This window comes from Priestia megaterium, assembly GCF_041941685.1.
GTDB lineage: Bacteria > Bacillota > Bacilli > Bacillales > Bacillaceae_H > Priestia > Priestia megaterium_C.
The window spans coordinates 49,544-71,720 of record NZ_CP130959.1 but is presented as its reverse complement, the minus strand read 5'-3'; the positions used below and the strand labels follow the sequence as shown (position 1 = coordinate 71,720).

Sequence of the window (22,177 nt, the reverse complement as noted above, 5' to 3'; positions counted from 1 at the left end):
AGTTGTTATAACATTTATATTTAATCTTTGTCTTTTTAATAATTTATCTAAAGGTAAGAAGATATAATAGGGAGTTATACGAAGTAGAGCTATTCGTTTTTTAACCACAATGAATGTTTAGACGAAACACAAATAGGTGACTTATTCCTTCTATTGAGAAAGATCAAGTCACCTACACTTTTTTTACATCCATCATTAGTACTTTCAGCTTATAAGATTTATTGGTTTACATGTTCCTGTTTTAACTGATTTACTACATTATTCTAGCATTACTTTAGCACTTTCCATTTTAAATGTAAAAGTGATTGTAGTTTAAGAAAGTAATAAGGCATAGTGCGATGTTTTACAGACTTATTAACGAAGCGATAGTATAATTGAAAGATCTTGTAAGTGAAATTCATGAACATTAAGGAGTATCTTATGAAAAAAGCAGTTAGCATTCTTCTTCTTTTCCTGTGTTGTATAAATCAAAGGGTTGAGGCTGCTAATCAACCTTTAGTAGAGCCTATACATCATGAGATCTACGTCTCTCCTGCAGGAAGTGATAAAAATGCAGGTACTAAAAACAGTCCCTTTAAAACTTTGAAAAAGGCAGGTAAAGTAGCTAAACCTGGGACGACTGTTAATATTCGAGGCGGTGTCTATCACGAAAAGTTAATGATTAGTCGTTCAGGCAATAAACAAAATCCCATTATCTTCAGAAACTATAAAAATGAAAGGCCAATTATTAGTGGAAAGAAAATAAAGAGTGGTTCTTCAGATGGAGGGCTAGTTACCATAAAAAACAAGAGCTATATTACAATTCAAGGTCTAAATATAGGGCATTTTTCTACTTTGAAAGAACAAAATACACCGTGCGGTATTTTAGTGGAGGGAAGGGGCAAAGGTCTTCGGATTATTAACAATCATATTTTTGATATTAAGACTGCACATAAAAACGGAAATGCACATGGAATAGCTTTTTATGGATCCGAAGCGCCACGTTCATTAAATAATATTGAAATATCGGGAAACTTACTTGAAAACCTAACTTTAGGTTTTAGTGAAGCGCTGACTCTAAATGGGAATGTTAAAAAATTTGTAGTCCATGCGAATACGATTCGTAACGTTGATAATATAGGAATTGATATAATTGGCTTCGAAAAGATAGCTCCTAATAAAAAATTTGATCAAGCTCGTGAAGGAGTTATCAGTGAAAACTCTATTTACAACGTAAGCAGTTATTCCAACCCAGCCTACAGACATGAATATTCTGCTGGGGGAATCTATGTAGATGGAGGAAAGGATGTTGTTATTGAACATAATATTTCAAGTCATAACGATTTAGGAATAGAAATTGCAAGTGAACACCACGGTAAACAAACTAGCAACAATCAAGTCGTACGAAACATGATTTATGAGAATCGTTTTACAGGAATTTCAATTGGGGGATATGATGAAAAGCGTGGGGGAACAATGAATACTTCTATTACGCAAAATATCTTATATGGGAACGATACAATAAAAATGGATGGCGGCCAGTTATTAATGCAATATCATGCGATCCATAACATCATCAATGATAACATTATGGTTTCAGTAAAATCTAACTTACTTCTAGCCAATCTTCATTACTCAAATAAATATAATGAGCTTAGCAATAACGTATATCTAAATAAAAGTAGGAACACAATGAATCGATGGATATGGAATGGTCAAGAAATAGAAAGTTCTACGTTCGGATCCCACAGGTTTTTTCAATAAACTTTTCTTTTAAAAAGATACTCTTGACTAAGCTTTTTGCTGAGGTTCTACCTGATACTAGACAATTGTTCACTACATTATATGCTGAGCATACTTTTAACCTTTTAGAAAATTTAAATCATATTTTTTAAAGCACTGTAGCAGACTTTTTATTAGATTTTCTGTAAACAGAAAAAGCTTTGTTAACACAAATAAAAAGAATCCATTTTGATGGATTCTTTTTAAATAGATTAAGGCCTATGAAAATTCACCGTTTCGTCGTTATCTCCTGTTCGTTCAAACCAACCTCTAAAGGCCCAGTTATCATATCCTCCGTCGCCTTCATTAATAAATGTTCCTTCTTCAAATATCCAGACCCCGAATGTTATCTCATCGTAATTTACGGTATCAAAATATTGTACACCTTGTAGTTGGTCGGAATTATAACCTTGACTCAAATTCATTACCATTACATTATACTGTTGCCCCGATTCAAAGAAAGCTTTTTCCATCACCCCTTTGACAAAACCACTCCGGTTGTCGGCCGTTTTAGCTGCATCTGCAATCGCTTGCCCAATTGCTACTGGATCAATGCCTACGTCTCCTCCAACTTCTGCAGCCTCTGCAGAGCCAGCAGAACCTCCTAAATTCGGTAGAGCTAATGGCGTCGCTAACATAGCCAAACCTACAGTGGAAGCTACAACAGCTTGTTTCGCTCTTCTCATTTAATCTCCTCCTATTTTAGTTGATTCCTGAAACATTTACCTTTTTTTAATATTAAAACAAAAATACCATAATTAAGTAAAAGTAGAAGGGGTGAGAAAAGCCAGATAAAGGTTTGAAAGAAATCTGAAAATAATCGCGATTGGAAGCCAAATGAAGAAACGATGACATATTTAAACGTAGTTTGTCATGTCCTAGTATTAGATACTATTATCGACTAGCTATCAAAAATTCAGGCAGCTTAAATGTTTATTTTAGTATAGACTTTTGCAAAACGTTACTTACTTATTTGTTACTGAGTTGTTCTGCCAAGCCGATTAAAACTCCTTCTACTCCGCGAATGTAGCAAAGCCTATACGAGTCCTCGTACTGAACCACTTCGCCAACGAGCTCGGCACCATACTTAGTGAGTCTGCATACCATTTCGTCAATGTCTTCAACTGTAAACATGACGCGTAGATAACCGAGAGCATTTACAGGAGCAGCCCGGTGATCTGCTATAGTAGGTGGGGTAATAAATCGCGAAAGTTCAATTCTGCTGTGGCCATCTGGAGTAACCATCATAGCAATCTCTACACACTGAGAGCCCAACCCGGTTACGCGACCCGCCCATTCACCTTCGACAGTGGTTCGCCCTTCGAGGCTCAAGCCAATCTCCTCAAAGAAAGAAATCGCGTCTTCAAGGGATTCTACAACGATGCTGACATTGTCCATTCTTAATAAATTGTTTTTTGCCATAGTTTTATCTCCTTACGTGTGAAAATTTATGATCTGTTCACTTTTATAATCATTCTATTAAAAAGTTCCAAATTCCTTTCACACGAAGTATTTCTAACCTGTCACTATGACCTATTTGTTTTATATTTTATATTGTAGAAAAAAAAATACGCTGTTATTCCTGTATATGTGTAATGGTTGAAACTTATTTTTAGAATAAGTTTTATCATTTACATAATGAACTACCATGCTTTTTTATAGATAAGGTTTTTTATAGAATAGTCAATCACATACTAATGTATATGATCGGGTGAATTAGAAGCCTAGAATAGTGGGTTTATCTCCAATCAAAACTATCAATCAAAAAAGCTTGGCTGAATATAGGTGTAAAGCGTCCATTAGTGGTCGCCCTCTCAGCCATCATATACGCCCATATAAGAAGGGTTAGGGATAAGGTATACTAGAAAACTAAGATAGTAGGGACGGTCGCCACAGCGAAGCCCATAATAGCCAGCGTGACCACACACAGGCAACACAACCACACATGACGTGGTGCAATGGTAGAACACACAAGGCGAAGCACGATGGATGAACAGCCAAGTAGAATAGATGAACGATTAGAGAACAACGAAACGAACAAACACAATCAAGTCATAACACATCATGAGTACCATAGACGGCTGAGTATGTAGCAACCGCCATTATGACAATCAGACAAGGCAAAGGGTACCCTATGGGAGACGGTATGCCATAGACTGCCGACTGGTACTTTCAAAATATACAAATCGGATTGAAAACATTTACTGGTAAATTTTGTATGTTGCTATAGAAGCCCACAAGCCACTTAACTTTTACTAGTAAGATATTGACTTAGCCTCACTGTACGCCACTATAGATACCCCGTCCTTACCATTTTTGCTAAAATGAATATAACGATTTGGAAAAATAAAATTTTGCAATTTTTTCTATAACATTTGGAGGGATGCAGCTGTGACTAAAATAAATGCTGAACAGATGGCTGACTTAATGAACAACATGGAAAATGGAGAGAGAATCTTATTCTTAGAGTATTTATTTCACAATTACTTTGATATGAGACCCACAGGCGATATGGTTGTTACTACAACAAACTATATTGAAGATCGATTAGACAGAGAGTTAACAGCAGAAGAACTTGAGGTAATGAAGTTAGCTTATGATACGGGCTATGGATTGGGCTGTAAGCATGGATTAGAAAAGGCTTTGAAAAGTGAGAACTAAATAAAAAAACCTACTCCACATAGGAATAGGTTCGATGAAGTAAGATGAATAGGTGTTTTCATCAAATGCATTTCTATTGTAGCCTAAATTGGAAAATAAAGCACTTACATTTTTACGTAGAAACAAAGAAAAAGCCCTATGCAAATGCAAAGGGCTTCTCTGTAAGGTTTTGTACTAAAATACTTCCAAAGGTGAATTTATTGTAACATACAATATTTAAGGTTCTGGTGCAAAAACTACGCGCTAGAAAAATAGAGTGTCAATTACCTTTAAGTTGCTAGCTTATGAAGCTAATCCAAACAATTTATGAATGAATTCTTTTTGATTTTGGGCAGACTTCACCCCTTGATGAACCTGCTTCTTTTTAATCATATGCATCACTTCTATACCACTCAGTATGTAAGTGGCTGTATGAAATGATTTCAATCCTAACATAGAACGAACTCGCTTTTTAATAAACCGATGATCTTGTTCCACGATGTTATTGAGATATTTCACTTGCCTTAGTTGTATGCCTTCAGGCATATGTTTCTCTTCTTTTAACTCTTGAATCGCTACAGGATAGGCAGGTTCTTGTCCACTGTTATCACACGAGGTTTAGAAACGTACGAAAAAGTCCATATTTGTCGTCAATTAAAGTAAATAGTAAAACTTTAATAATATACGAAGTGCTTTAATATTTACTCAACGAATCATGAAACATAGGTAAAAGAAAAAGATTGATTTTTTAATTAGCGTCGATCGTAACATTCATTTTTAAAGTTATATGTATATGAATCTACAAATCTGGCCAGACTAATAACGTATTCCCCCTATTCCAATAAATCTGAAAATCCTTTGCCTACATGGGCAAAGGGTTCTTTTTGTATATGTGTATTTGAAATTAATATAGCAGATATTCCAGGTAACATTTTGTTATTTATTGTTAATTTTGGTATATTATTTAATAAACACGTAAATGGGGGATGAAAAATGAGTTTGCTAATAGTAGGTATCATTATTATTTTGTCGATCGTTGCAGACTATTTTATTTTCGATTACGACGATAAAAGATGGGGCTGGCTAAAAGGATATTCTAAACCTGTAAGAATAGGGATTATCAGTTGCTACTTAGTCATTTCATTTACTATTTACTTTGCTTTAAGCCTTAAATATATCTCTTAAGGCTTAAAGTCTTTTTTATTTATATTCCGTACGTTTCTAGTTAACATAAAACCATTTATCGGAAACAAAATATATTTTGTGGAAAATACTATATTCTATGTTTCATTTTAAATTAGATAGGGTAAAGTATATGATGGATTGGAATTTTAAAAGAAACAGTCTTTTTTAGATTTGTTTCTTTTTTTTATTTAATAACTATAAAATGAATAATGAATTGTTATGCTTTTACTACATAATCATGATATTTAGTAGGTGAAAAAATGGAAGATGTATTGTTAAATAAAAAATTACAACACATTACTGCTCTAATTTTACATAAAAAAGAAGAATTAGCTGAACAAAAAAGACACTATCATTTTTATAATCATGATGTTTATGCTCAATTGGTTCCTTGGCGAGTGAATTTAATTAAAATTTATGCAGAATCTATCTCTATCGATGAAGAGCTTACTTTTCAAACCTTAGAAAAGTGGGGAATGGAAGTAGCAAATGTATTAATAACTCTTCAACTTCCTTTAGATATTGCTTTAGAAGAAATCAGTTATTATCGAAATCTAATTGAAGAAATCGTTACGGAGGAAGCAAAGAAAGAAAATTTTTCTTTTGATTTGTTCTATAAAATTATATCTCGATACAATTTAGTAGTAGATAAAGCTGTACATTGGGTAAGTAAATCTTATATGGAAGATTATACAGATAAGATTCAATCTGCACAGTACGCTATAGATGAACTATCTATACCTGTAGTGCGTATAACAAAAGAAATTGGTGTAATTCCCCTTGTAGGGGAGATCGATACACATAGAGCTCAAATTTTAATGGAAAATGCATTGAAACAAGGTGACACTTACAAACTACGTTGGTTAATTATTGATCTATCTGCCGTACCTATTATTGATACCATGGTTGCAGACCAACTTTTCAAAGTAGTTGCGGCTTTGAAACTTATAGGAATAGATGTTGTGTTAAGTGGCATTCGCTCTGAAATTGCCCTTACAATGGTTCAGGTAGGTGTAAAATTAAATGACATCGTCACATTCAACAGTCTTTATGGAGCATTAGACTACACAAACTCTCGAATGCAGTAAATATGAATAAGTATTTCACCTATCAAAAAATGGTTTTAAGTCGAATAGTCTTTCCTATTAGGAATAAAATTTTATTTCTTGAGCAAACTACTTAAGATGTAATAGAACATCACTTTAAGACTACATTCATAAAAAGAAAAGAGAGCCTTAAAATAAACAAGGCTTTCTTTTTATTTGTAGTCATTTTTTATTCTTCTAAAAAATAGAATTGATCGTCTCTTCAATTTGTTTTAGCATTTCCTTCAGCACTGAATCTTCAAGGTTTTCGGAGACATTTCCAAACAATAAATGATCTATAGGTTCAATCCCTGTGAAATCAAATATCCCAACATCTGAAGTGATTTTTAACCCGGCTGTCATTCCAATTTTGTCATATATCTCTTTGGGAGCACCGTGAGTATTAATTATCAAGCCTTTCTTACCTTTGAGTAACTGAATAATTCCTTCCTCACCATAAGCATAAGCATAGCCATAAGAAAATACACGGTCTACATAGCCTTTGATAATGGCTGGAAGACCTGCCCACCAAATTGGATATATAAATGTTATCACATCTGATTGTGTAATGAATTCTTGTTCCGTTTTAATATCATCTGGGATATGGCCAGATTTCATAGCAGCCGTATCTTCAGGTTTCAGTACAGGCTGAAAATCCAATGCATACAAGTCTCTCACAACGACCTCATGACCTTTTTCCTCTAAGGCTTGAACAGTGGTTTCCATTATAGCATGATTAAAACTTTCTGGATGTGGATGGGCATATACAACAAGGTGTTTCATTTATATTCCTCCATTTATATTGGATTTCTTACACCAGAACCATGATTACTGTTCTTTTGAAATATTATTATTTCTTTTCCTTTTTACTATGAGAATGATGGCAATGACAAAAGCAATTGCACTATATATCCAGGTAAACATAAAAGCCAAGCCCAAACCGATATTGGCATCCATATAATGGCTGTTCATATCATCTATGGCTAGATAGAGAAGTGGCGTACCTCCGATAATGAGCAAGGGTATCAAGAGAATGCTTTTTTTCGTCTTTCTGGTTGTTAAGAAAATGGACATAAAGGATAGCAAAAGAAAAATTTCCGAAACTATCGTTAAAGTTAACAGCTTGTTCATACTAAATTCCCTCCTTTACAATAGATCATTCTTTATTTACTATTCTTTTGAAGTAATTCGATTACTTTCTCATTTTGTTTGACCATAGTTCTTAGCTTGGCTTCTAATGAACACAAAGTTACGAAAATCATTATAAATCCTATAATTGTAAATATAATCGGTATACACCCTCCTTGTATATTTAATATTAACAAAAAAGTAATATTATGTAATGTTTAGGGTTTAAATGAAAATAAATGTATTAAAATGAGGTAACATAATGTCTCTTTCCGGAACCCAGCACCAAAAAGAACTCTTGCGGCTGAAGTGCACCCCAATTTTAGACAAAGAGACTCTAACGCTTGGGGGGTTATTATGTCAGAACATACACTTGAAACAAAGCTAAAAGGAGAGACTCCTGTAGAATACAGAAACCAACCCTCCTTGGCGACCTAAATAAAATATCTAACTTTTTGAGTTCAGTTCATAATGGGCGCTCTTTTTTATCAATATTCAAGTTAATTATTTAATCCTTTTTTCTTAGCTAATTGTGTTTTATCCTTTGTTCCAGGTGGTTGTTCTAACCATTCATTCTGAATCATGATATCAACGCCATCTTTAGCATATTGAGCAATTTCAAAGGATAATCTTTCATAATTCATAATAAGGTCACTTCTTTGACTTGCTGCAGCTGCTGTTGCATAGTTTCCTGATCCTGCTGCAGTTAAAAGGCTCATATGAAACATTGTAAGCTTATCCGAAAATGCTGGTGTTGTTGAATCACTAATAGCAATATCTGATGAAATAGGTGATTGTATATTATTATTAAGAAGAACTTTAGCGAAAACTTGAGTATGTTTTTCTGCGATTTTACTACCTCTTATCATCCAATCTTGAACCTCCTTTCGTGGGGATGTTTGAGCAAACGCCAGTGAAAGCTTAGCGCCTATGACGTTTGTTTGAATATTCATGAATAGATGGGAAATTTCCATCGTATTTAATGGCCGTTGTTTACTAAAAAAGGAGAAACCACTAAAATATTTTTTACTATCTACATAATCGGTTGTTGTTGGATAGGCTATATAGGGAGATCGAATGAATACTCCTTTTGAAAGTGCAGTACGTGAACTTTGATTGAACAAAGCCGATACCTCTTGAAGTCCTGTTATAAAGTAAGTTCGGATATCTTCTCTAGCACTCATTGAAACAAACCCACTATAGGCTAACATGCCTGCTTTCGCCATGTGATTAATATATGTGAGCATAAAAGAATCTGTAAAAAGACGTGGTGCATTCAAATTAACATCATGTCCCATAGTGAAAGCTGTTGGAATGGGTAATTTCTCTTGCTGAAAAATATTCGTAAGTTTTTCTAAATGGGTAAACGAAATGTCATATGCAAATTGAATAACTGGACGAATATCCTCATCTTCTATTTGTTTTAGGAAATAACTTAATATACATTTGGACATACTATCATTCATGTAACCAGTCCAAATAGAAGCTATTTCGGATGAGGTAAGTTGTGTTTGATGCTTAGTCATACATGGTTTCCTCCAAAAGAATAATTTTAGACATAAATATATTCTTTACGGAAACCACTATATTATGAGTCAGGGGTTTTACCCCTGACTTTTATCTTTATTTTTGGTCTGCTAATTTGTATATCATTGGAATTTTAGAAATATATAGCATACATAGAGATAAGACCGCCTTATTATAGATAATGGCGGTCTTTGTTATGATTATGTTTTAGTTTTATCGAATGCAGGAGGTAGTTTTTTCTTTTGTGCTGTTAAACTTATTTAAACCTAAGATCGATTAATGCTCTTAGTGGCATTTCACTTCTTAATTCAAACACATCACCAATAAAGTAAAAGCAATTTTTATGTACATTTATTGTATAGAGATAATAAAGACGTTTAATTTTTAAATCAAATATTGAGATCCTTACTACAAAAGAAAGTGTAGTAAGGCTTTTTAATTTTACTGAGTTCTAACTATTCCGTCTTACTAGAATGATAAAAAGTTGTTTAATTCTTGTTCAACTAAAGCATCCCTTTAGTTGAACAAGAACTGAAAAACAAATCCATTTATTGTATAATTCTTCTCTTGTAGTAAACATTAAATTTATAACTAATAATAAGGACAATATGATTATGACTGATAAGTTAGAAGCTATTCTGTGGAGTATAGCTCTCCCAGGATTTGCTCAGTTATTAAACAGAAAATTTGTTAAAGGTATAGTTTTTCTTTTGTTAGAGTTCCTCGTTAATGTTAATAGTCATTTTAACATGGTGATTATGCATAGCTTTCAAGGAAACATTAGAGAAGCAATCGAAGCAACAAATTACCAATGGCTGATGTTCTATCCTTGTCTATATATGTTTACTATGTGGGATGCATATAAAGATGCAAAAGGAGAGACTCCTCCTTATTCATATCTCCCTTTTGTATTTGGGGCTTATTTTGTAACAATTGGGCTTATGTACTCTCCCTCACTAAAATTAGGACAAATATTATTTGGACCTGTGTGGCTTCCAATTTTGTTTTTAATTCCGGGTTTTTTGATTGGGAATTTTATCAGGAGTATGGTTATGCGATTGAAGGTTGAATGAAAGTAGTTATTGTTTATAGTAAATATAAAAAATGGAGGTTTATATCATGTCTCAAAAACAGGCTTTAACTTCAAGTGAATTAGGAACATTGTGGATGACCTATCAGGAAAAAACAATGACACAGAGAATGCTTGAATATTTTATAGAACAAGCCGATGACAATCGAGCTAAAGAGATTATGCAAGATACTCATATGAAAATCATTAACTATCTTGAAGATATAAAAGCTATCCTCAAAAATGAAGGTGCTGCCATTCCTGTCGGATACACAGAGCAAGATGTTAATATTGGTGTACCTAAGCTGTATGACAACATGTTTGATATTATGTTTCTTCGTCTTGTCAAAGAAATAAGCATGGGATTACATACGCTTCATCTAAATATGGCATATCGCAAAGATATCATTCTTCTTTATAAGGAATTAACTGCATTTACCCAAAGTGTTTATGATGAATGCGTGGATTATTTGCAAGAGAAAGATGTTTTACCACGTCCTCCTGCAGTGACTATGCCAAAGTCTGTGGAGTTTGTAGAGGGAACCAGTTATATGAGTGGTTTCAACTTATTTTCTGAAAAGCGAGCATTGAATACAGTGGAAGTAGCACATTTATATCATTCAATTGAATCAAATATTATTGGAATGCAATTGATAACGGGGTTCGCGCAAGTAGCAAATAAACCTGAAGTAAAGAAATACTTCATAAAAGGAAAAGAATTAGCAAAAAAAATTGTAACTGAAAATACGCAATTATTTCTTCAAAGTGATATTCAACCACCTTCAACATGGGGGGCAAATGCAACAGACTCAAAAGTAGCTCCTTTTTCAGATAAACTAATGATGTACTGTACCAGTCTGTTTTGTAGCTTTGGTTTAGGAAGCAGTGCTTTAGGAACAGCATTTAGTTTACGAAGTGACCTCCCATTAAAAATGGTTAGTGAAGCAAAAGACATATTAACTTATGGGCAGGACGGTGGAAAAATTATGGCGAAAAATGGTTGGCTTGAAGAGCCACCACAAATGCAGGATAGGAACGATTTAACTAAATAATCAAGATAATTATTAAAACAATACAAGTTCTCCTTACTATTTATGAGAGCTTGTATTGTTTCAGTTAGATAAAGTATCGTATATTGTAATGTCTAATATTTAACTAATCTTAATCGCTACTTTTTCTACTCCTTCTTCAATTAATCTGTTTACTTTAGTAAAATAAGAGCAATACACAAAATGTATATATTTTTAAAGGACTTTATTGTTTATTAAATAACTTCGCTATTTGTCTACATTTGAAGTAAATATTAAAACTTATACTTTTCGTAAAATATTTTATTATTTACTCAATATAAAAGAGAATCCTTAAAGAACCAAGCCATCTCTATTTTCACTGATTGTCCTTCCCTTTCAAGTTTCCTATTCAAAAACAAAAGAAGTTAGCTATATGCTAACTTCTTATATATTAATCTTCCCCTAGTCAAGTAGATAATGGAGTAAGATGAATTAAGCAATGTGAAAATTGTTAATATGTCTTATCCCCGTTAAAAATGGAATTTTTGACAATAACATAATCAACATTACGGATGGCCTCTAACTTATTTCCTCCTGCATAAGAAATAGAAGATTGAAGATCCTGTTCCATTTCTGCCAGAGTATCTTTTAAAGAACCTTTGTGTTCTACGAACATTTTTTTTCCTTCTACATTTCTCTTTTCACCTTTTTGGAATTCTGAAGCTGAGCCAAAGTATTCTTTATAAAGCTTTCCATCTTTCTCAACAGATTCTCCGGGAGATTCTTCATGCCCAGCAAATAGTGAACCAATCATGATCATAGATGCACCAAATCTAATTGATTTCGCAATATCACCATGAGTACGAATACCCCCATCTGCAATTATAGGCTTGCTTGCTGCCTTTGCACACCAGCGAAGGGCTGCTAATTGCCAACCACCTGTTCCAAATCCAGTTTTAATTTTTGTGATACATACCTTTCCAGGTCCAATACCTATTTTTGTCGCATCAGCACCAGCACGCTCTAATTCCCTCACTGCTTCTGGAGTTCCCACGTTTCCCGCAATAACAAAACTATTAGGTAAGTGTTTTTTGATATGCTGAATCATCTGTATCACTGCATTGGAATGACCATGTGCAATATCAATCGTTATGTATTCAGGTGCCAGTTGTTCTTCTGCTAATTGGTGTATGAATTTATATTCTTCTTCTTTTACTCCAACACTAATAGATGCGAATAAGCCACGTACTTTCATATCTTTAATAAAAGATAGTCTCTTCTCTGGTTGAAAACGATGCATTACATAAAAGTAACCGTTCTCGGCTAAGTAAACTGAAATTTTTTCATCTATAATAGTCTGCATGTTGGCAGGTACGACAGGCAATTTAAATGTACGCCCTCCAAATGTTATAGTTGTATCACACTCAGTTCGACTATTTACTACAGATTTAGCCGGAATTAGTTGAATATCTTCGTAATCAAATACATTTTCCATAAGTTACACTCCTAAAAAAACGAATATCAACACATCGAAAAATCTTTAAGGTTTGTGCAATGTTCATATAACTCACGTTTATAAGTATGGCAAAGTTTTAGTTTATTTATGCTGTAGGAACAGTTTAATTATTTACATAAGATTGGTCCTAATAGGATTAACTGAAAGGATAAAAGCAACATATATTCGTCTTTAATTGAGTCGGGTAGGAAGGCACTCTCACGAATGCCCTCCCCCTAAGAACCGTACGTGACAGATTTCCCGTCATACGGCTCAAGCCTTCTTTTTATCCAAACAACTCTTTTATTTAATACAAGGTACATGTACCAATTTAACGGCTTTACCTGTAGAAACTTCTAGATTTCGTACAGTAACCTTTTCTCCATTTTGTAGAGGGTACTTACACATTGCACAACGATATCCTTGCTTTCTTGCGAGTTTCATCCTGTCTAGCGTATTTTCACTATTAAAGACCTTACGGTCTCGCTTTTCCCAATATTCTTTTAGACTAGGATCATCTGGGCTGTTTTTATAGGCTATCATCACATGACGCTCTATTTTAATCCAAGACATCTTTAACAATTGGATATTGGTAAGTGGACATGTGAGAATCCATCTATCATTTCCTCCGTGGTGGGGTTTCTTAAAATAACGCTCTCGAATCCACTTCCACGACTTCTTTGGATGCAATTGTCTAAGGTGTTTTCTTATTTTCAAGAAAACATAATTGTCCATATACCCAAACGTCTTTTTTGATACGACATGCTTCCAATACTGTCCGTAACCACGAATAATAGGGTTTAAGACACGTATGATTTCTTTTGCTGGTCGTCCTCGCATCACTGCGAACGTATCTTTTATCTTACCTTTTGCTTTTTTGATGCTGTCTTTGCTAGGTTTGATCAATAACTTATTTCCTTGCTCAGTCTTGTATTGACGAAGTGAGAAACCGAGAAAATCAAACCCATTCTCGATATGCGTTACTTTTGTTTTATCAACACTCAATTTAATCCCGCGCCTTTTTAAATAAGGAGTCAACTTTTGATACATAAGCTGAGCTTGCTCATTAGTTTCCGTTACGATGACGAAGTCATCTGCGTAAGCGACACGTCCCATCTTACACTTTGGATCAATCTTGTAGCCCGTGCCTGATTTGTATGTCTTTCGGTAAACAATACCAATCTCTTTTTCCATTCCATCTAGCGCTATATTAGCTAGAAGGGGAGAAGCTACACTTCCTTGGGGACTTCCTTCCCTTGTGTTGTGAAACATACCTTGCTCCATATATCCCATCTTGAGCCACCTTCCAATCAGCGTGTTTCCTGGAAACATAGATGTTTGTTTACTTATCCAATTATGGTTGAGATGGTCGAAACACCCTTGGAAATCTCCTTCAAACACCCACTTTTTCTTACTATTCGTATTGAGCTTGTTAAAGAGATTGCTGATGGCATCATGAGTGCTTCTTTTAGGGCGGAAACCGTAGGAACTGGCCTCGAACCTGACTTCCCATTGCGGTTCTAGTGCGTTCTTTACGACATTTTGATAAACCCGATCTCGTATCGTCGGGATACCAAGAGGTCTTAGTTTCCCATTCGTCTTAGCGATAAACGTTCGTTTCGCTGGCTTTGGGCGATGCTGAAAAACATTCCGTCTTAGTAGTTGTTGATACAGTTTGATACGTTCGTTTGGTTGTGAGGCCGTATAGCCGTCTACACCAGGTGTTCGCTTACCGGTATTTTGTTGCGTCACTCTGCGAATGGAGAGTAATAAATTGGCTTTACTCCGGAGGAGTAAACGTTGAAGTTTCCTTACTCTTCTTCGTTGATTTTGTTGTTCGGCACGATAAATTCTTTGTCGTAACTTCGTTACATATTGTTGTATAGTATTCCAATCAATAGAGTACCAACCTTTATGCGAGACGTGCGCCGACGCTCGTAGAGAGGTATTCATAACAGCACGCTCCTTTTCGTTAGAAGATAGCCACAAATTTATTTTCGTGTTGAAGACCAATGAGAAGTAGGCGCTCTTTCGAGCCTGTCATTGTCTGTAAAGACGACAGTATCCGTCCAGTTATACAATGTTCTTGATTTCCTGTCCCTTTTCAGGGTAACGGCTTTCGCTTTTTCTCATATCCCATACCCTCTGTCACATCGTTTGACTTTGCAGTCATCCTACTGCTTATGCAGATGACATAGGGCTTACCAAGTTCCACTTTCTACAGATGCAATAGGGGTAGGTAGGTTCTTTACTCCGGGCAAGATGCGGGACGCATCAGAGCAGCATTATGATTCTACTTTTCCTCTTGCCAAGACCCAAGCAAAGCTATGCATTATCTTGAGCTAACGCTTACGAAGCTTACAAACCTTCACTTTCGTTTACCATACCTATCTTCTCCTAGCATTATTCTGGACCATGCATTTGTCCTCTGTTTCCGCATCTCCTCATGCAACCGACAGGCTCGTTACCAAGCATGCCGTTTCGGACAGAGATCACCTTTGCGTCTAGATGAGTAGCGTTAGCTACACTGTAAGAAAGCGACTTCTTGTCGCGCCATAATGTACCTTATCGGTAGTTGCTTAATCCTGTTTTTGAGTATAGAGGCTATACTTGTATGGATAGGTCTGCACAGTTTCTCCACATCTATTTGATATAAATAGTGGACAGCAGTACTTATTACAATGAAAGGGTGTATATATGAAAAAGTTACTATTTGTCGTAGTATCTCTTTTAACTATGTTTGCTTTGGTAGCATGTAATAAGGAGTCTGAATATAAGCAGATGAAACACGACATGGCAAACATGGACCATAACAATTCTTCAAAAGAAAAACAACAAGTTGCAGTACAAACCGATTGGAAGTTTGATCATTATCCTCAGGCTAATACAACCAACCAGTTAACAATCACAATCAAAGATAATAAAGGGAAGCCTATTTCCGAATTTGAGGTAAATCACGAAAAGAAAATGCATCTGATTGTTGCAAGCAAAGACTTGTCAAAATATCAACACATCCATCCTACTTATAAGGGAAATGGTGTGTTCACAGTGCCTGTTACGTTTCCTCAGGGCGGATCATTTCAGTTAATTGCTGATTTTGTACCGAAAGGACAATCGGATACGGTTCAAATGCATACGGTTTCTGTTAAAGGAAATACACCAGCTCCTGTTAGCCTTACACCTGATAAGACATTAGTAAAAACTATGAATGGGAATCAAGTGTCTCTTAAAATAGATAACCAGGTAAAAGCGAATCAAGAAACCATGCTAAATTTTCATTTTGAAGACGCTCAAGCCAAACAGCCTATTCAGGATTTACAACCATACCTTGGAGCTGTAGGCCACGTTGTCATTCTAAATCAAGACGCAACAAAATATCTGCATGTACACCCGATGGATGAAAAGGCGAAAGGACCTGATGCTATGTTCCATACAACATTTCCTTCACCTGGCGTCTATAAAATTTGGGGAGAGTTTCAGCGCAGTAACAAAGTCTTTACAGTTCCATTCGTAGTGGAAGTTAGTAAATAACTAAAAAAGACGCTATCTCTGTGAGTTATTCGTCAATCATCCTTGTTATAAAACAGAAAGAACCTACCTGTAAGGTAGGTTCTTTCTATATGAATAATTTATATTCTATTGAGCAAACTACCCAAGACGCCGTGAGGCATCATTGTATAAAGTCGAAAAAACAGAAAAAAACTACCTCCACTCGAAAAAACTACTGGACATGAGGATAGTTTTCTGTTTTTTTGATGCTTAGATTATTTATTTCTCCAATACTTTATTACTTTGTAATAAACAGTAATTAATATATAAATGTTACAAATACTCCTTTATAACACATATAGAAATATACACTAAACCAAGTATAATGATATGAGAACTACAAAGAAGAGGTAATTATCATGTCAAAAAACAAGACAGAAAAACTAAAAATGTTTAGGGTAGACTACTCGGTATTAAAAAATAATAAAACAGTTAATGGCTCTGTCATTATAAAATCTGTTAAAGATTCAGATAAAATTGTAAAGTTAGCTAAATTAGATATATCAACAAAGGAAAGGGTATTCATTCAAGATGTTAAGATCTCAAAAATTAAGTCCTTTTCATTTTAAACATATAACTTAAAGAGTTAAGAAAAACACTTGTCAATTAGGTGTTACTTACAATTGTCTTGAAATTTTTGCACCAGAACCAAAATTCCTCACCATCACATAATTAAAGTGATGATGAGGAATGATTTACTCTCCGATGTTAATGTGTCTGGCACCATAATAAATGGATTTCCAATAAGAGCTCACTTTATAATTAACAATTCGAACTCCTTCGTTTCTTGAAACCACTGCAATTTGTCCATTTCCAACATAGATGGCAGGGATGATGCTATTGGATTCAAAGAATATAAGGTCACCTGGTTGTAAATCCTCTTCTTTCACTTCTGTTCCTTTTTGAAGCATGTCTTTCCCATAACGAGGTAAATCGATGCCTACTTGTTTATAAACATATTGGACAAACCCACCAGTATCAAATCCTTCCGGTGATGTACCCCCTGATTGGTAAGGAACATTTAGAAGGTCTGTTGCTTCTTTAACAACTGGGATATTCTTAGGAATGACAAGATTATTCATTCGTCTAATACCAGCGAATTTTTCTGTATAGAAATTATAGGACAAGTAATTGATTCTCACCTCTGCTGTATCAGTTCTTGAGGCGTGTATCATTTGATTGTGTCCTGCATATATCCCCACATGAGATATGCCTGGACGATGCGTATCTTGAAAGAATACTAGATCGCCTACTTGAATATCTTTCTTTTCAACAGGTGTACCTAGCTCCCATTGCTGTTCAGGTGCCGCAGGCAAGTAAATTCCCATTGCTTTTTCATACACATATTTTGTAAATCCAGAACAATCAAATCCAGTTGGTGTTTTACCACCTTGGACATAAGGTACTCCCATGTACTTCAAAGCCTCAGTGATTAGTGGATCTTCACGATCAATATCTGGAACTTCTGTTATTCGTTTAGCTCCATAAAAACGACCATTCCAATAAGAAGAATCTTCAAAATCAATCGGTGTGATGCCTTCTGAAGGTGAACTGTAAATCATTTGTCCATTTCCTAGATAAAAAGCTGTGGTTGTAATATCTCCTGTATCCGTATTTTTAAAGAAAAGGACGTCACCAGGCTGAAGATTTTCCTTTGATATGGTTTGTCCTAAACTCCACTGTTCACTAGAGTTATCTGGAAGTTTAAGATGCAAGGCTTGTTCAAATACATACTGAACGAATCCTGCAGAATTAAAGCCCTCATCAGGTGTCTTTCCATTGCTTGAGTAGCTAACTCCCACATATTTCATTGCTTCTTTTAAGAGAGGGGATTCGACTTGGTAAAGATTGTCAGTATCGAGGCGTTTAGCACCAATATACCTATCATCATAGTAGCCTCCCTCTGTTAGTTCAGTCTTTATGACGCCCTTTGAAACAGAACTAATGATAATTTCATTATTTTCATTGTAAATGCCAACAGTTGTGACATTATCCGTATTTACCCCTTTAAAAAAGACGAGATCACCAGACTGTAGATCTCCCTTGTCCACATCTTTACCAAGCTTGAATTGTTCTCTTGGATACAAAGGTAACTCTACACCTTTAGCTTCTTTAAAGACATATTGAACTAGTCCACCTGTACTGAATCCCTGACTGGGTTCTTGACCGTCTGTAAGGTAAGGAACACCCAAATATTTTTGAGCTGTTTCTGAAATACTTAGTTCCTCATCCGCAAAGGCTGTATTGGCAAGAAAAATGGATAGAAAAAAGACTCCTAGGAATAAACATGTATGTAACCGTTTTGACAAATTTCTCACTCCCTTTTGTTTACCTCTCTATTATTTCGACAATTAAATTTGGATACAATAGTGAAAATCCCCTATTTTTGTCTAATTAATAACATCTCCCTCTATAAATTGAGTAATATCAAGGGTTTATAGGGGGAAATAAAATATAAAAAATTTTTTATGTCCATTTATAACCTTATATTTTCATTTTTATAAGAAACTGGTACTAAGGGGAATAGCTTCGCTATTCTTTTTCCATTATTTTAAAAAAAGATGGAGACATACATATAGTCGCACAATGGATCTCTATGTGCCTCATAGTGATGAAACCTCCCATGTCTCTCAGCGTCTTAGCGCCTACATTCCTTCGTTCAATCTGTCTATGAGATAGAGTTTGGTAATGCTAGTTTGCAAGGTCGAATGCCTGGAAAAATGCTTTATCCCAAATACTCCGTGCTTCATTTTTAATGGACAAAGGTTAAGCTCCTAGAGCTAAAGAAAGATGGGGAATATCTCGTATCATTCGCTCTTCATCAAATGGACATTGTTTCTGACCTACAGTATGTAGAACACGAACTAACTTCCCACAAAGTACAATCAGTGATTGTTTCTTACGTAAAGGGTTTTCTTGTCTCGTTGTATAGTACTGATGCAGAGCCTTAAAGGCTCGATTATGTCGAACAAGGGGCATAACAGTCCGAAAGAGCAAAGCCCTCAATTTAGCCCTTCCTCGTTTGGTAATTCGTATTTGTCCTTTATGCTTTCCTGAGCTGGATTCTCGTAAATTTAATCCCGCGTATTTTAAGATTTGGCGTGGATTTTCAAAGTTTTTAATATCACCTAACTCAGAATAAAGTTCAATAACAGTTACCATCCCAACACCAGGTACAGTCAGCATTTCAGCAATACCCGGCAGGGTCAGCACAAGGTCTTCCAATTGTTTTTCTAATGCATGTAGTTCTTCTTTAAGCATCTTATATCGTTTGATATTTGTGGCTATTTCTCGTTGTGCCATCTGTAGTCCAACCGTTAACCCTACTGAACGTCCAGCAGGGTTCTGGTGCAAAAACTTCAAGATAATTGCAATGAATCTCTAAATCTTGGACATACTGATACTATCAGTCTAAAAAGGGTGTGTGATCGGTATGGAAAAAGAAGGTTTGTTCAAATGGAAGCATTATCAGCCTGATATTATTTTACTAACGGTGAGATGGTACCTACGGTACAACCTAAGTTTTCGTGATTTGGTGGAAATGATGGAGGAGCGAGGCTTATCTATCGCTCACACGACCATTATGCGTTGGGTTCATCAATATGGACCTGAATTAGATGAAAGAGTACGACATCACCTTAAGATAACAAATGACTCCTGGAGAGTTGATGAAACGTATATCAAGGTAAAAGGGCAATGGATGTATTTATATCGTGCGGTCGATTCAGAAGGGAATACCATTGATTTTTATCTAAGTAAATCAAGAGACAAACAAGCAGCCAAGCGCTTTTTCAAGAAAGCCTTGGCTGCTTCTCATATTTGTAAACCGCGTGTTATAACAGTGGACAAAAACCCAGCCTATCCTGTGGCGATTCAAGAGTTAAAAGAAGAGAAACATATGCCTCAAGGCATACAAATAAGGCAAGTTCGATATCTCAATAATATCGTGGAACAAGATCACCGTTTCATTAAGAAACGTGTGCGTTCTATGTTGGGATTTAAGTCATATGAAACGGCTACTTCTATATTGAGTGGCATTGAAGTGATGCATATGGTGAAAAAAGGACAACTTCACCGACAGGTGAAGTCTGCCCAAAATGAAGTTGAATTCATACATAAGTTGTTTGGAATTTCATCATAATCTGGAATGGAACAGACTATGTAGGTTCTATGTCTCTATCAAATGGTTTTCGCACCAGAACCCAATTTACAATACCGTTGCCAACGATTCGCATGGCTTTATATAATCGTCCAATCCTTAGGAGTACAGAAATTATATATCAACAACATTGTACAAAACATAGAAAATTGGGCTTTGTTACTCTATAAACTGTTAATCGGAGCTAAACAATCCGCAACATCATTTTTCGGTGAATTAACAATTGTAGATACAGGATATGATTTCATCTTTTTCGCAGGAAAAGGAATGAGCAGTGATTTAAGATACTCTGTATCATTCATTTTAGAGTCCATCCATAAATCATATGCATCTTCTTCAAGAATTACAGGCATTCTATTATGAACTTCTTCTGTAATTTCATTTGGAGTGGTGGTTATAATTGTACACGAATAAAGGGGCTCACCATTTTTATCCCATTCATCCCAAAGTCCAGCAAATGCGAATGACCGGCCATCTTGCATAACAAAACGAAAAGGTTGCTTGTTTTTCCCTTCTTTTTTCCATTCATAAAACCCATCGCATACAATTAAACATCTCTTGCGTTTAAAAGGTGTCTTAAAACTTGGCTTTTGATCAATACCTTCAGCTCGTGCATTTATCATCTTATATCCAATTTTACTATCTTTAGACCACGAAGGTACTAGTCCCCATCTCATCGTTATTCCAATTCTTTTTCCACCATTGGATCCTATTGTCAGAATTTGTTGGGAGGGAGCCACATTAAACCTTGGGTTAATTGTTACTTCATCGTTAAATTCAAAGTTAAACTGCTCTTGAAGCCTTTATATATCTGTTGCTAAAGAAAATCTTCCACACATATTCTCACCTTCTCTTTTTTTATTTAATGTTTTTTTAACTCTCTTTAGAACTTAAGGTATACAATTTACAATGCTGCTACCACTGATGCGCATTACTTTATATCCTCATTTCCTCAAATAAGCACCTTTCTTTCAATCATGTGCTTTTTGCGCTCTTAAAGAATGATACTCTTTTCCATCGAATTCAATCGCAAGCCTATCTATGACAAAGCTAATTTAATATGAATCACATTTTACTTGTATTCGTATAGAATAGCCATTCATAACCAATGCCTTATACAAACGTCTTTCAATAGTGACTCTAACTTAATATATTCAGTTGGTGGAATATTCTTTGATTTTTCGACTATCTCATGAAAAATCAAGGCCAATAGCACAACATCTAGCATCAGAAGAAATATAATGTATTTTACATATTGATATTTTTTTATGTAAGATGTTTGAATTTTATTTTTTCGGTTAAAATCTATAATCAACTAACTTTTTTTTTAACAGTATGTGATCCATGTGCCCTTCTACTCTCTATGAGTAGAAGGGCTTTTTATTTGTTTAAGTTCTTTCCTTCTGGGTATAAAAATAAATGTAAAGTTATCTAAGTCATCTATCTTTGCTTATAGTATGTTTCTATCTTTCCTTCTATCTATAGGATAGAAGGTTTCCCTATGTAATCTGTTTAAAGTATGATTTTATTGGTAATGAATAAATGTGTTACCTTTCTCGCAGGGTATAC

Annotated in this window: 18 protein-coding genes and 2 pseudogenes; 9 read left to right on the top strand and 11 right to left on the bottom strand. The window is 35.1% G+C overall.

Annotation, left to right across the window (positions count from 1 at the left end):
- Positions 1-420 precede the first annotated feature (420 nt).
- Positions 421-1,743 carry a hypothetical protein gene (locus Q5794_RS27455; RefSeq protein ID WP_374989314.1) on the top strand — a complete coding sequence of 441 codons (1,323 nt, stop codon included), beginning with the start codon at positions 421-423 and terminating at the stop codon, positions 1,741-1,743.
- A gap of 230 nt (positions 1,744-1,973) precedes the next feature.
- On the opposite strand, the gene Q5794_RS27450 is transcribed toward Q5794_RS27455, so the two are convergent.
- Together Q5794_RS27450 and Q5794_RS27445 are read right to left on the bottom strand one after the other, a co-directional pair.
- Positions 1,974-2,447: a stress protein gene (locus Q5794_RS27450; RefSeq protein WP_214989328.1), complete on the bottom strand. Its 474-nt coding sequence runs from the start codon at positions 2,445-2,447 to the stop codon at positions 1,974-1,976.
- 283 nt (positions 2,448-2,730) lie between these two features.
- Positions 2,731-3,183, bottom strand: a complete 453-nt coding sequence (locus tag Q5794_RS27445) for a VOC family protein (RefSeq protein WP_214989329.1) — start codon at positions 3,181-3,183, stop codon at positions 2,731-2,733.
- Between the two features lie 969 nt (positions 3,184-4,152).
- Here Q5794_RS27445 and Q5794_RS27440 point away from each other — a divergent pair.
- Positions 4,153-4,422, top strand: a complete 270-nt coding sequence (locus tag Q5794_RS27440) for a hypothetical protein (protein WP_374989313.1) — start codon at positions 4,153-4,155, stop codon at positions 4,420-4,422.
- A 282-nt stretch (positions 4,423-4,704) separates the two neighbouring features.
- Here Q5794_RS27440 and Q5794_RS27435 read toward each other — a convergent pair.
- Positions 4,705-5,030, bottom strand: a pseudogene (locus Q5794_RS27435) (DDE-type integrase/transposase/recombinase); the annotation flags it as partial.
- A 364-nt stretch (positions 5,031-5,394) separates the two neighbouring features.
- Here Q5794_RS27435 and Q5794_RS27430 point away from each other — a divergent pair.
- Together Q5794_RS27430 and Q5794_RS27425 are read left to right on the top strand one after the other, a co-directional pair.
- Positions 5,395-5,586: a hypothetical protein gene (locus Q5794_RS27430; protein WP_098449853.1), complete on the top strand. Its 192-nt coding sequence runs from the start codon at positions 5,395-5,397 to the stop codon at positions 5,584-5,586.
- A gap of 260 nt (positions 5,587-5,846) precedes the next feature.
- The gene (locus Q5794_RS27425; protein ID WP_214989169.1) at positions 5,847-6,674 is read left to right on the top strand and encodes an STAS domain-containing protein; all 828 of its coding nucleotides are present in this window, start codon (positions 5,847-5,849) and stop codon (positions 6,672-6,674) included.
- A gap of 195 nt (positions 6,675-6,869) precedes the next feature.
- Here Q5794_RS27425 and Q5794_RS27420 read toward each other — a convergent pair whose 3' ends face one another.
- The 3 genes from Q5794_RS27420 to Q5794_RS27410 form a co-directional block, all read right to left on the bottom strand.
- Positions 6,870-7,454, bottom strand: coding sequence for an NAD(P)H-dependent oxidoreductase (locus Q5794_RS27420; protein ID WP_214989337.1), 585 nt, complete (start codon positions 7,452-7,454; stop codon positions 6,870-6,872).
- 45 nt (positions 7,455-7,499) lie between these two features.
- Positions 7,500-7,802 carry a hypothetical protein gene (locus Q5794_RS27415; protein WP_214989336.1) on the bottom strand — a complete coding sequence of 101 codons (303 nt, stop codon included), beginning with the start codon at positions 7,800-7,802 and terminating at the stop codon, positions 7,500-7,502.
- Between the two features lie 497 nt (positions 7,803-8,299).
- Positions 8,300-9,325: a DUF3231 family protein gene (locus Q5794_RS27410; RefSeq protein WP_214989335.1), complete on the bottom strand. Its 1,026-nt coding sequence runs from the start codon at positions 9,323-9,325 to the stop codon at positions 8,300-8,302.
- Between the two features lie 609 nt (positions 9,326-9,934).
- Between Q5794_RS27410 and Q5794_RS27405 the strand changes: the two genes are divergently transcribed.
- Together Q5794_RS27405 and Q5794_RS27400 are read left to right on the top strand one after the other, a co-directional pair.
- On the top strand, positions 9,935-10,399 hold the full coding sequence (locus Q5794_RS27405) for a hypothetical protein (protein ID WP_214989334.1): 465 nt from the start codon (positions 9,935-9,937) through the stop codon (positions 10,397-10,399).
- Between the two features lie 46 nt (positions 10,400-10,445).
- Complete coding sequence (locus tag Q5794_RS27400; protein ID WP_214989333.1) at positions 10,446-11,447, top strand: DUF3231 family protein; 1,002 nt, start codon at positions 10,446-10,448, stop codon at positions 11,445-11,447.
- 469 nt (positions 11,448-11,916) lie between these two features.
- On the opposite strand, the gene guaC is transcribed toward Q5794_RS27400, so the two are convergent.
- Positions 11,917-12,900 (bottom strand): GMP reductase, encoded by a 984-nt coding sequence (gene guaC, locus Q5794_RS27395; protein ID WP_374989312.1) that lies wholly within the window; start codon positions 12,898-12,900, stop codon positions 11,917-11,919.
- A 303-nt stretch (positions 12,901-13,203) separates the two neighbouring features.
- Positions 13,204-14,853 (bottom strand): group II intron reverse transcriptase/maturase, encoded by a 1,650-nt coding sequence (ltrA, locus tag Q5794_RS27390; protein ID WP_374989311.1) that lies wholly within the window; start codon positions 14,851-14,853, stop codon positions 13,204-13,206.
- A 744-nt stretch (positions 14,854-15,597) separates the two neighbouring features.
- Between ltrA and Q5794_RS27385 the strand changes: the two genes are divergently transcribed.
- On the top strand, positions 15,598-16,431 hold the full coding sequence (locus tag Q5794_RS27385) for a hypothetical protein (protein WP_374989310.1): 834 nt from the start codon (positions 15,598-15,600) through the stop codon (positions 16,429-16,431).
- Between the two features lie 377 nt (positions 16,432-16,808).
- Positions 16,809-17,018, top strand: coding sequence for a hypothetical protein (locus Q5794_RS27380; RefSeq protein ID WP_374989309.1), 210 nt, complete (start codon positions 16,809-16,811; stop codon positions 17,016-17,018).
- A 126-nt stretch (positions 17,019-17,144) separates the two neighbouring features.
- On the opposite strand, the gene Q5794_RS27375 is transcribed toward Q5794_RS27380, so the two are convergent.
- Together Q5794_RS27375 and Q5794_RS27370 are read right to left on the bottom strand one after the other, a co-directional pair.
- Positions 17,145-18,758, bottom strand: coding sequence for a C40 family peptidase (locus Q5794_RS27375; RefSeq protein WP_374989308.1), 1,614 nt, complete (start codon positions 18,756-18,758; stop codon positions 17,145-17,147).
- Positions 18,759-19,215: 457 nt separating this feature from the next.
- Entirely contained in the window at positions 19,216-19,752 is a 537-nt protein-coding gene (locus Q5794_RS27370) for a transposase (protein ID WP_374989307.1), read from the bottom strand.
- Between the two features lie 130 nt (positions 19,753-19,882).
- On the opposite strand from Q5794_RS27370, the gene Q5794_RS27365 reads away from it, so the two are divergent.
- Positions 19,883-20,590 (top strand): IS6 family transposase, encoded by a 708-nt coding sequence (locus Q5794_RS27365; protein ID WP_374989273.1) that lies wholly within the window; start codon positions 19,883-19,885, stop codon positions 20,588-20,590.
- Between the two features lie 182 nt (positions 20,591-20,772).
- On the opposite strand, the pseudogene Q5794_RS27360 reads toward Q5794_RS27365, so the two are convergent.
- Positions 20,773-21,447, bottom strand: a pseudogene (locus Q5794_RS27360) (SOS response-associated peptidase).
- Between the last annotated feature and the right edge of the window lie 730 nt (positions 21,448-22,177).

What these genes read in the sequence shown, in the direction of transcription:
- Q5794_RS27455 (WP_374989314.1), top strand. Translation starts at nt 421, where the DNA reads ATGAAAAAAGCAGTTAGCATTCTTCTTCTTTTCCTGTGTTGTATAAAT.
- Q5794_RS27450 (WP_214989328.1), bottom strand. Translation starts at nt 2,447, where the DNA reads ATGAGAAGAGCGAAACAAGCTGTTGTAGCTTCCACTGTAGGTTTGGCT.
- Q5794_RS27445 (WP_214989329.1), bottom strand. Translation starts at nt 3,183, where the DNA reads ATGGCAAAAAACAATTTATTAAGAATGGACAATGTCAGCATCGTTGTA.
- Q5794_RS27430 (WP_098449853.1), top strand. Translation starts at nt 5,395, where the DNA reads ATGAGTTTGCTAATAGTAGGTATCATTATTATTTTGTCGATCGTTGCA.
- Q5794_RS27425 (WP_214989169.1), top strand. Translation starts at nt 5,847, where the DNA reads ATGGAAGATGTATTGTTAAATAAAAAATTACAACACATTACTGCTCTA.
- Q5794_RS27420 (WP_214989337.1), bottom strand. Translation starts at nt 7,454, where the DNA reads ATGAAACACCTTGTTGTATATGCCCATCCACATCCAGAAAGTTTTAAT.
- Q5794_RS27415 (WP_214989336.1), bottom strand. Translation starts at nt 7,802, where the DNA reads ATGAACAAGCTGTTAACTTTAACGATAGTTTCGGAAATTTTTCTTTTG.
- Q5794_RS27410 (WP_214989335.1), bottom strand. Translation starts at nt 9,325, where the DNA reads ATGACTAAGCATCAAACACAACTTACCTCATCCGAAATAGCTTCTATT.
- Q5794_RS27405 (WP_214989334.1), top strand. Translation starts at nt 9,935, where the DNA reads ATGATTATGACTGATAAGTTAGAAGCTATTCTGTGGAGTATAGCTCTC.
- Q5794_RS27400 (WP_214989333.1), top strand. Translation starts at nt 10,446, where the DNA reads ATGTCTCAAAAACAGGCTTTAACTTCAAGTGAATTAGGAACATTGTGG.
- guaC (WP_374989312.1), bottom strand. Translation starts at nt 12,900, where the DNA reads ATGGAAAATGTATTTGATTACGAAGATATTCAACTAATTCCGGCTAAA.
- ltrA (WP_374989311.1), bottom strand. Translation starts at nt 14,853, where the DNA reads ATGAATACCTCTCTACGAGCGTCGGCGCACGTCTCGCATAAAGGTTGG.
- Q5794_RS27385 (WP_374989310.1), top strand. Translation starts at nt 15,598, where the DNA reads ATGAAAAAGTTACTATTTGTCGTAGTATCTCTTTTAACTATGTTTGCT.
- Q5794_RS27380 (WP_374989309.1), top strand. Translation starts at nt 16,809, where the DNA reads ATGTCAAAAAACAAGACAGAAAAACTAAAAATGTTTAGGGTAGACTAC.
- Q5794_RS27370 (WP_374989307.1), bottom strand. Translation starts at nt 19,752, where the DNA reads ATGGCACAACGAGAAATAGCCACAAATATCAAACGATATAAGATGCTT.
- Q5794_RS27365 (WP_374989273.1), top strand. Translation starts at nt 19,883, where the DNA reads ATGGAAAAAGAAGGTTTGTTCAAATGGAAGCATTATCAGCCTGATATT.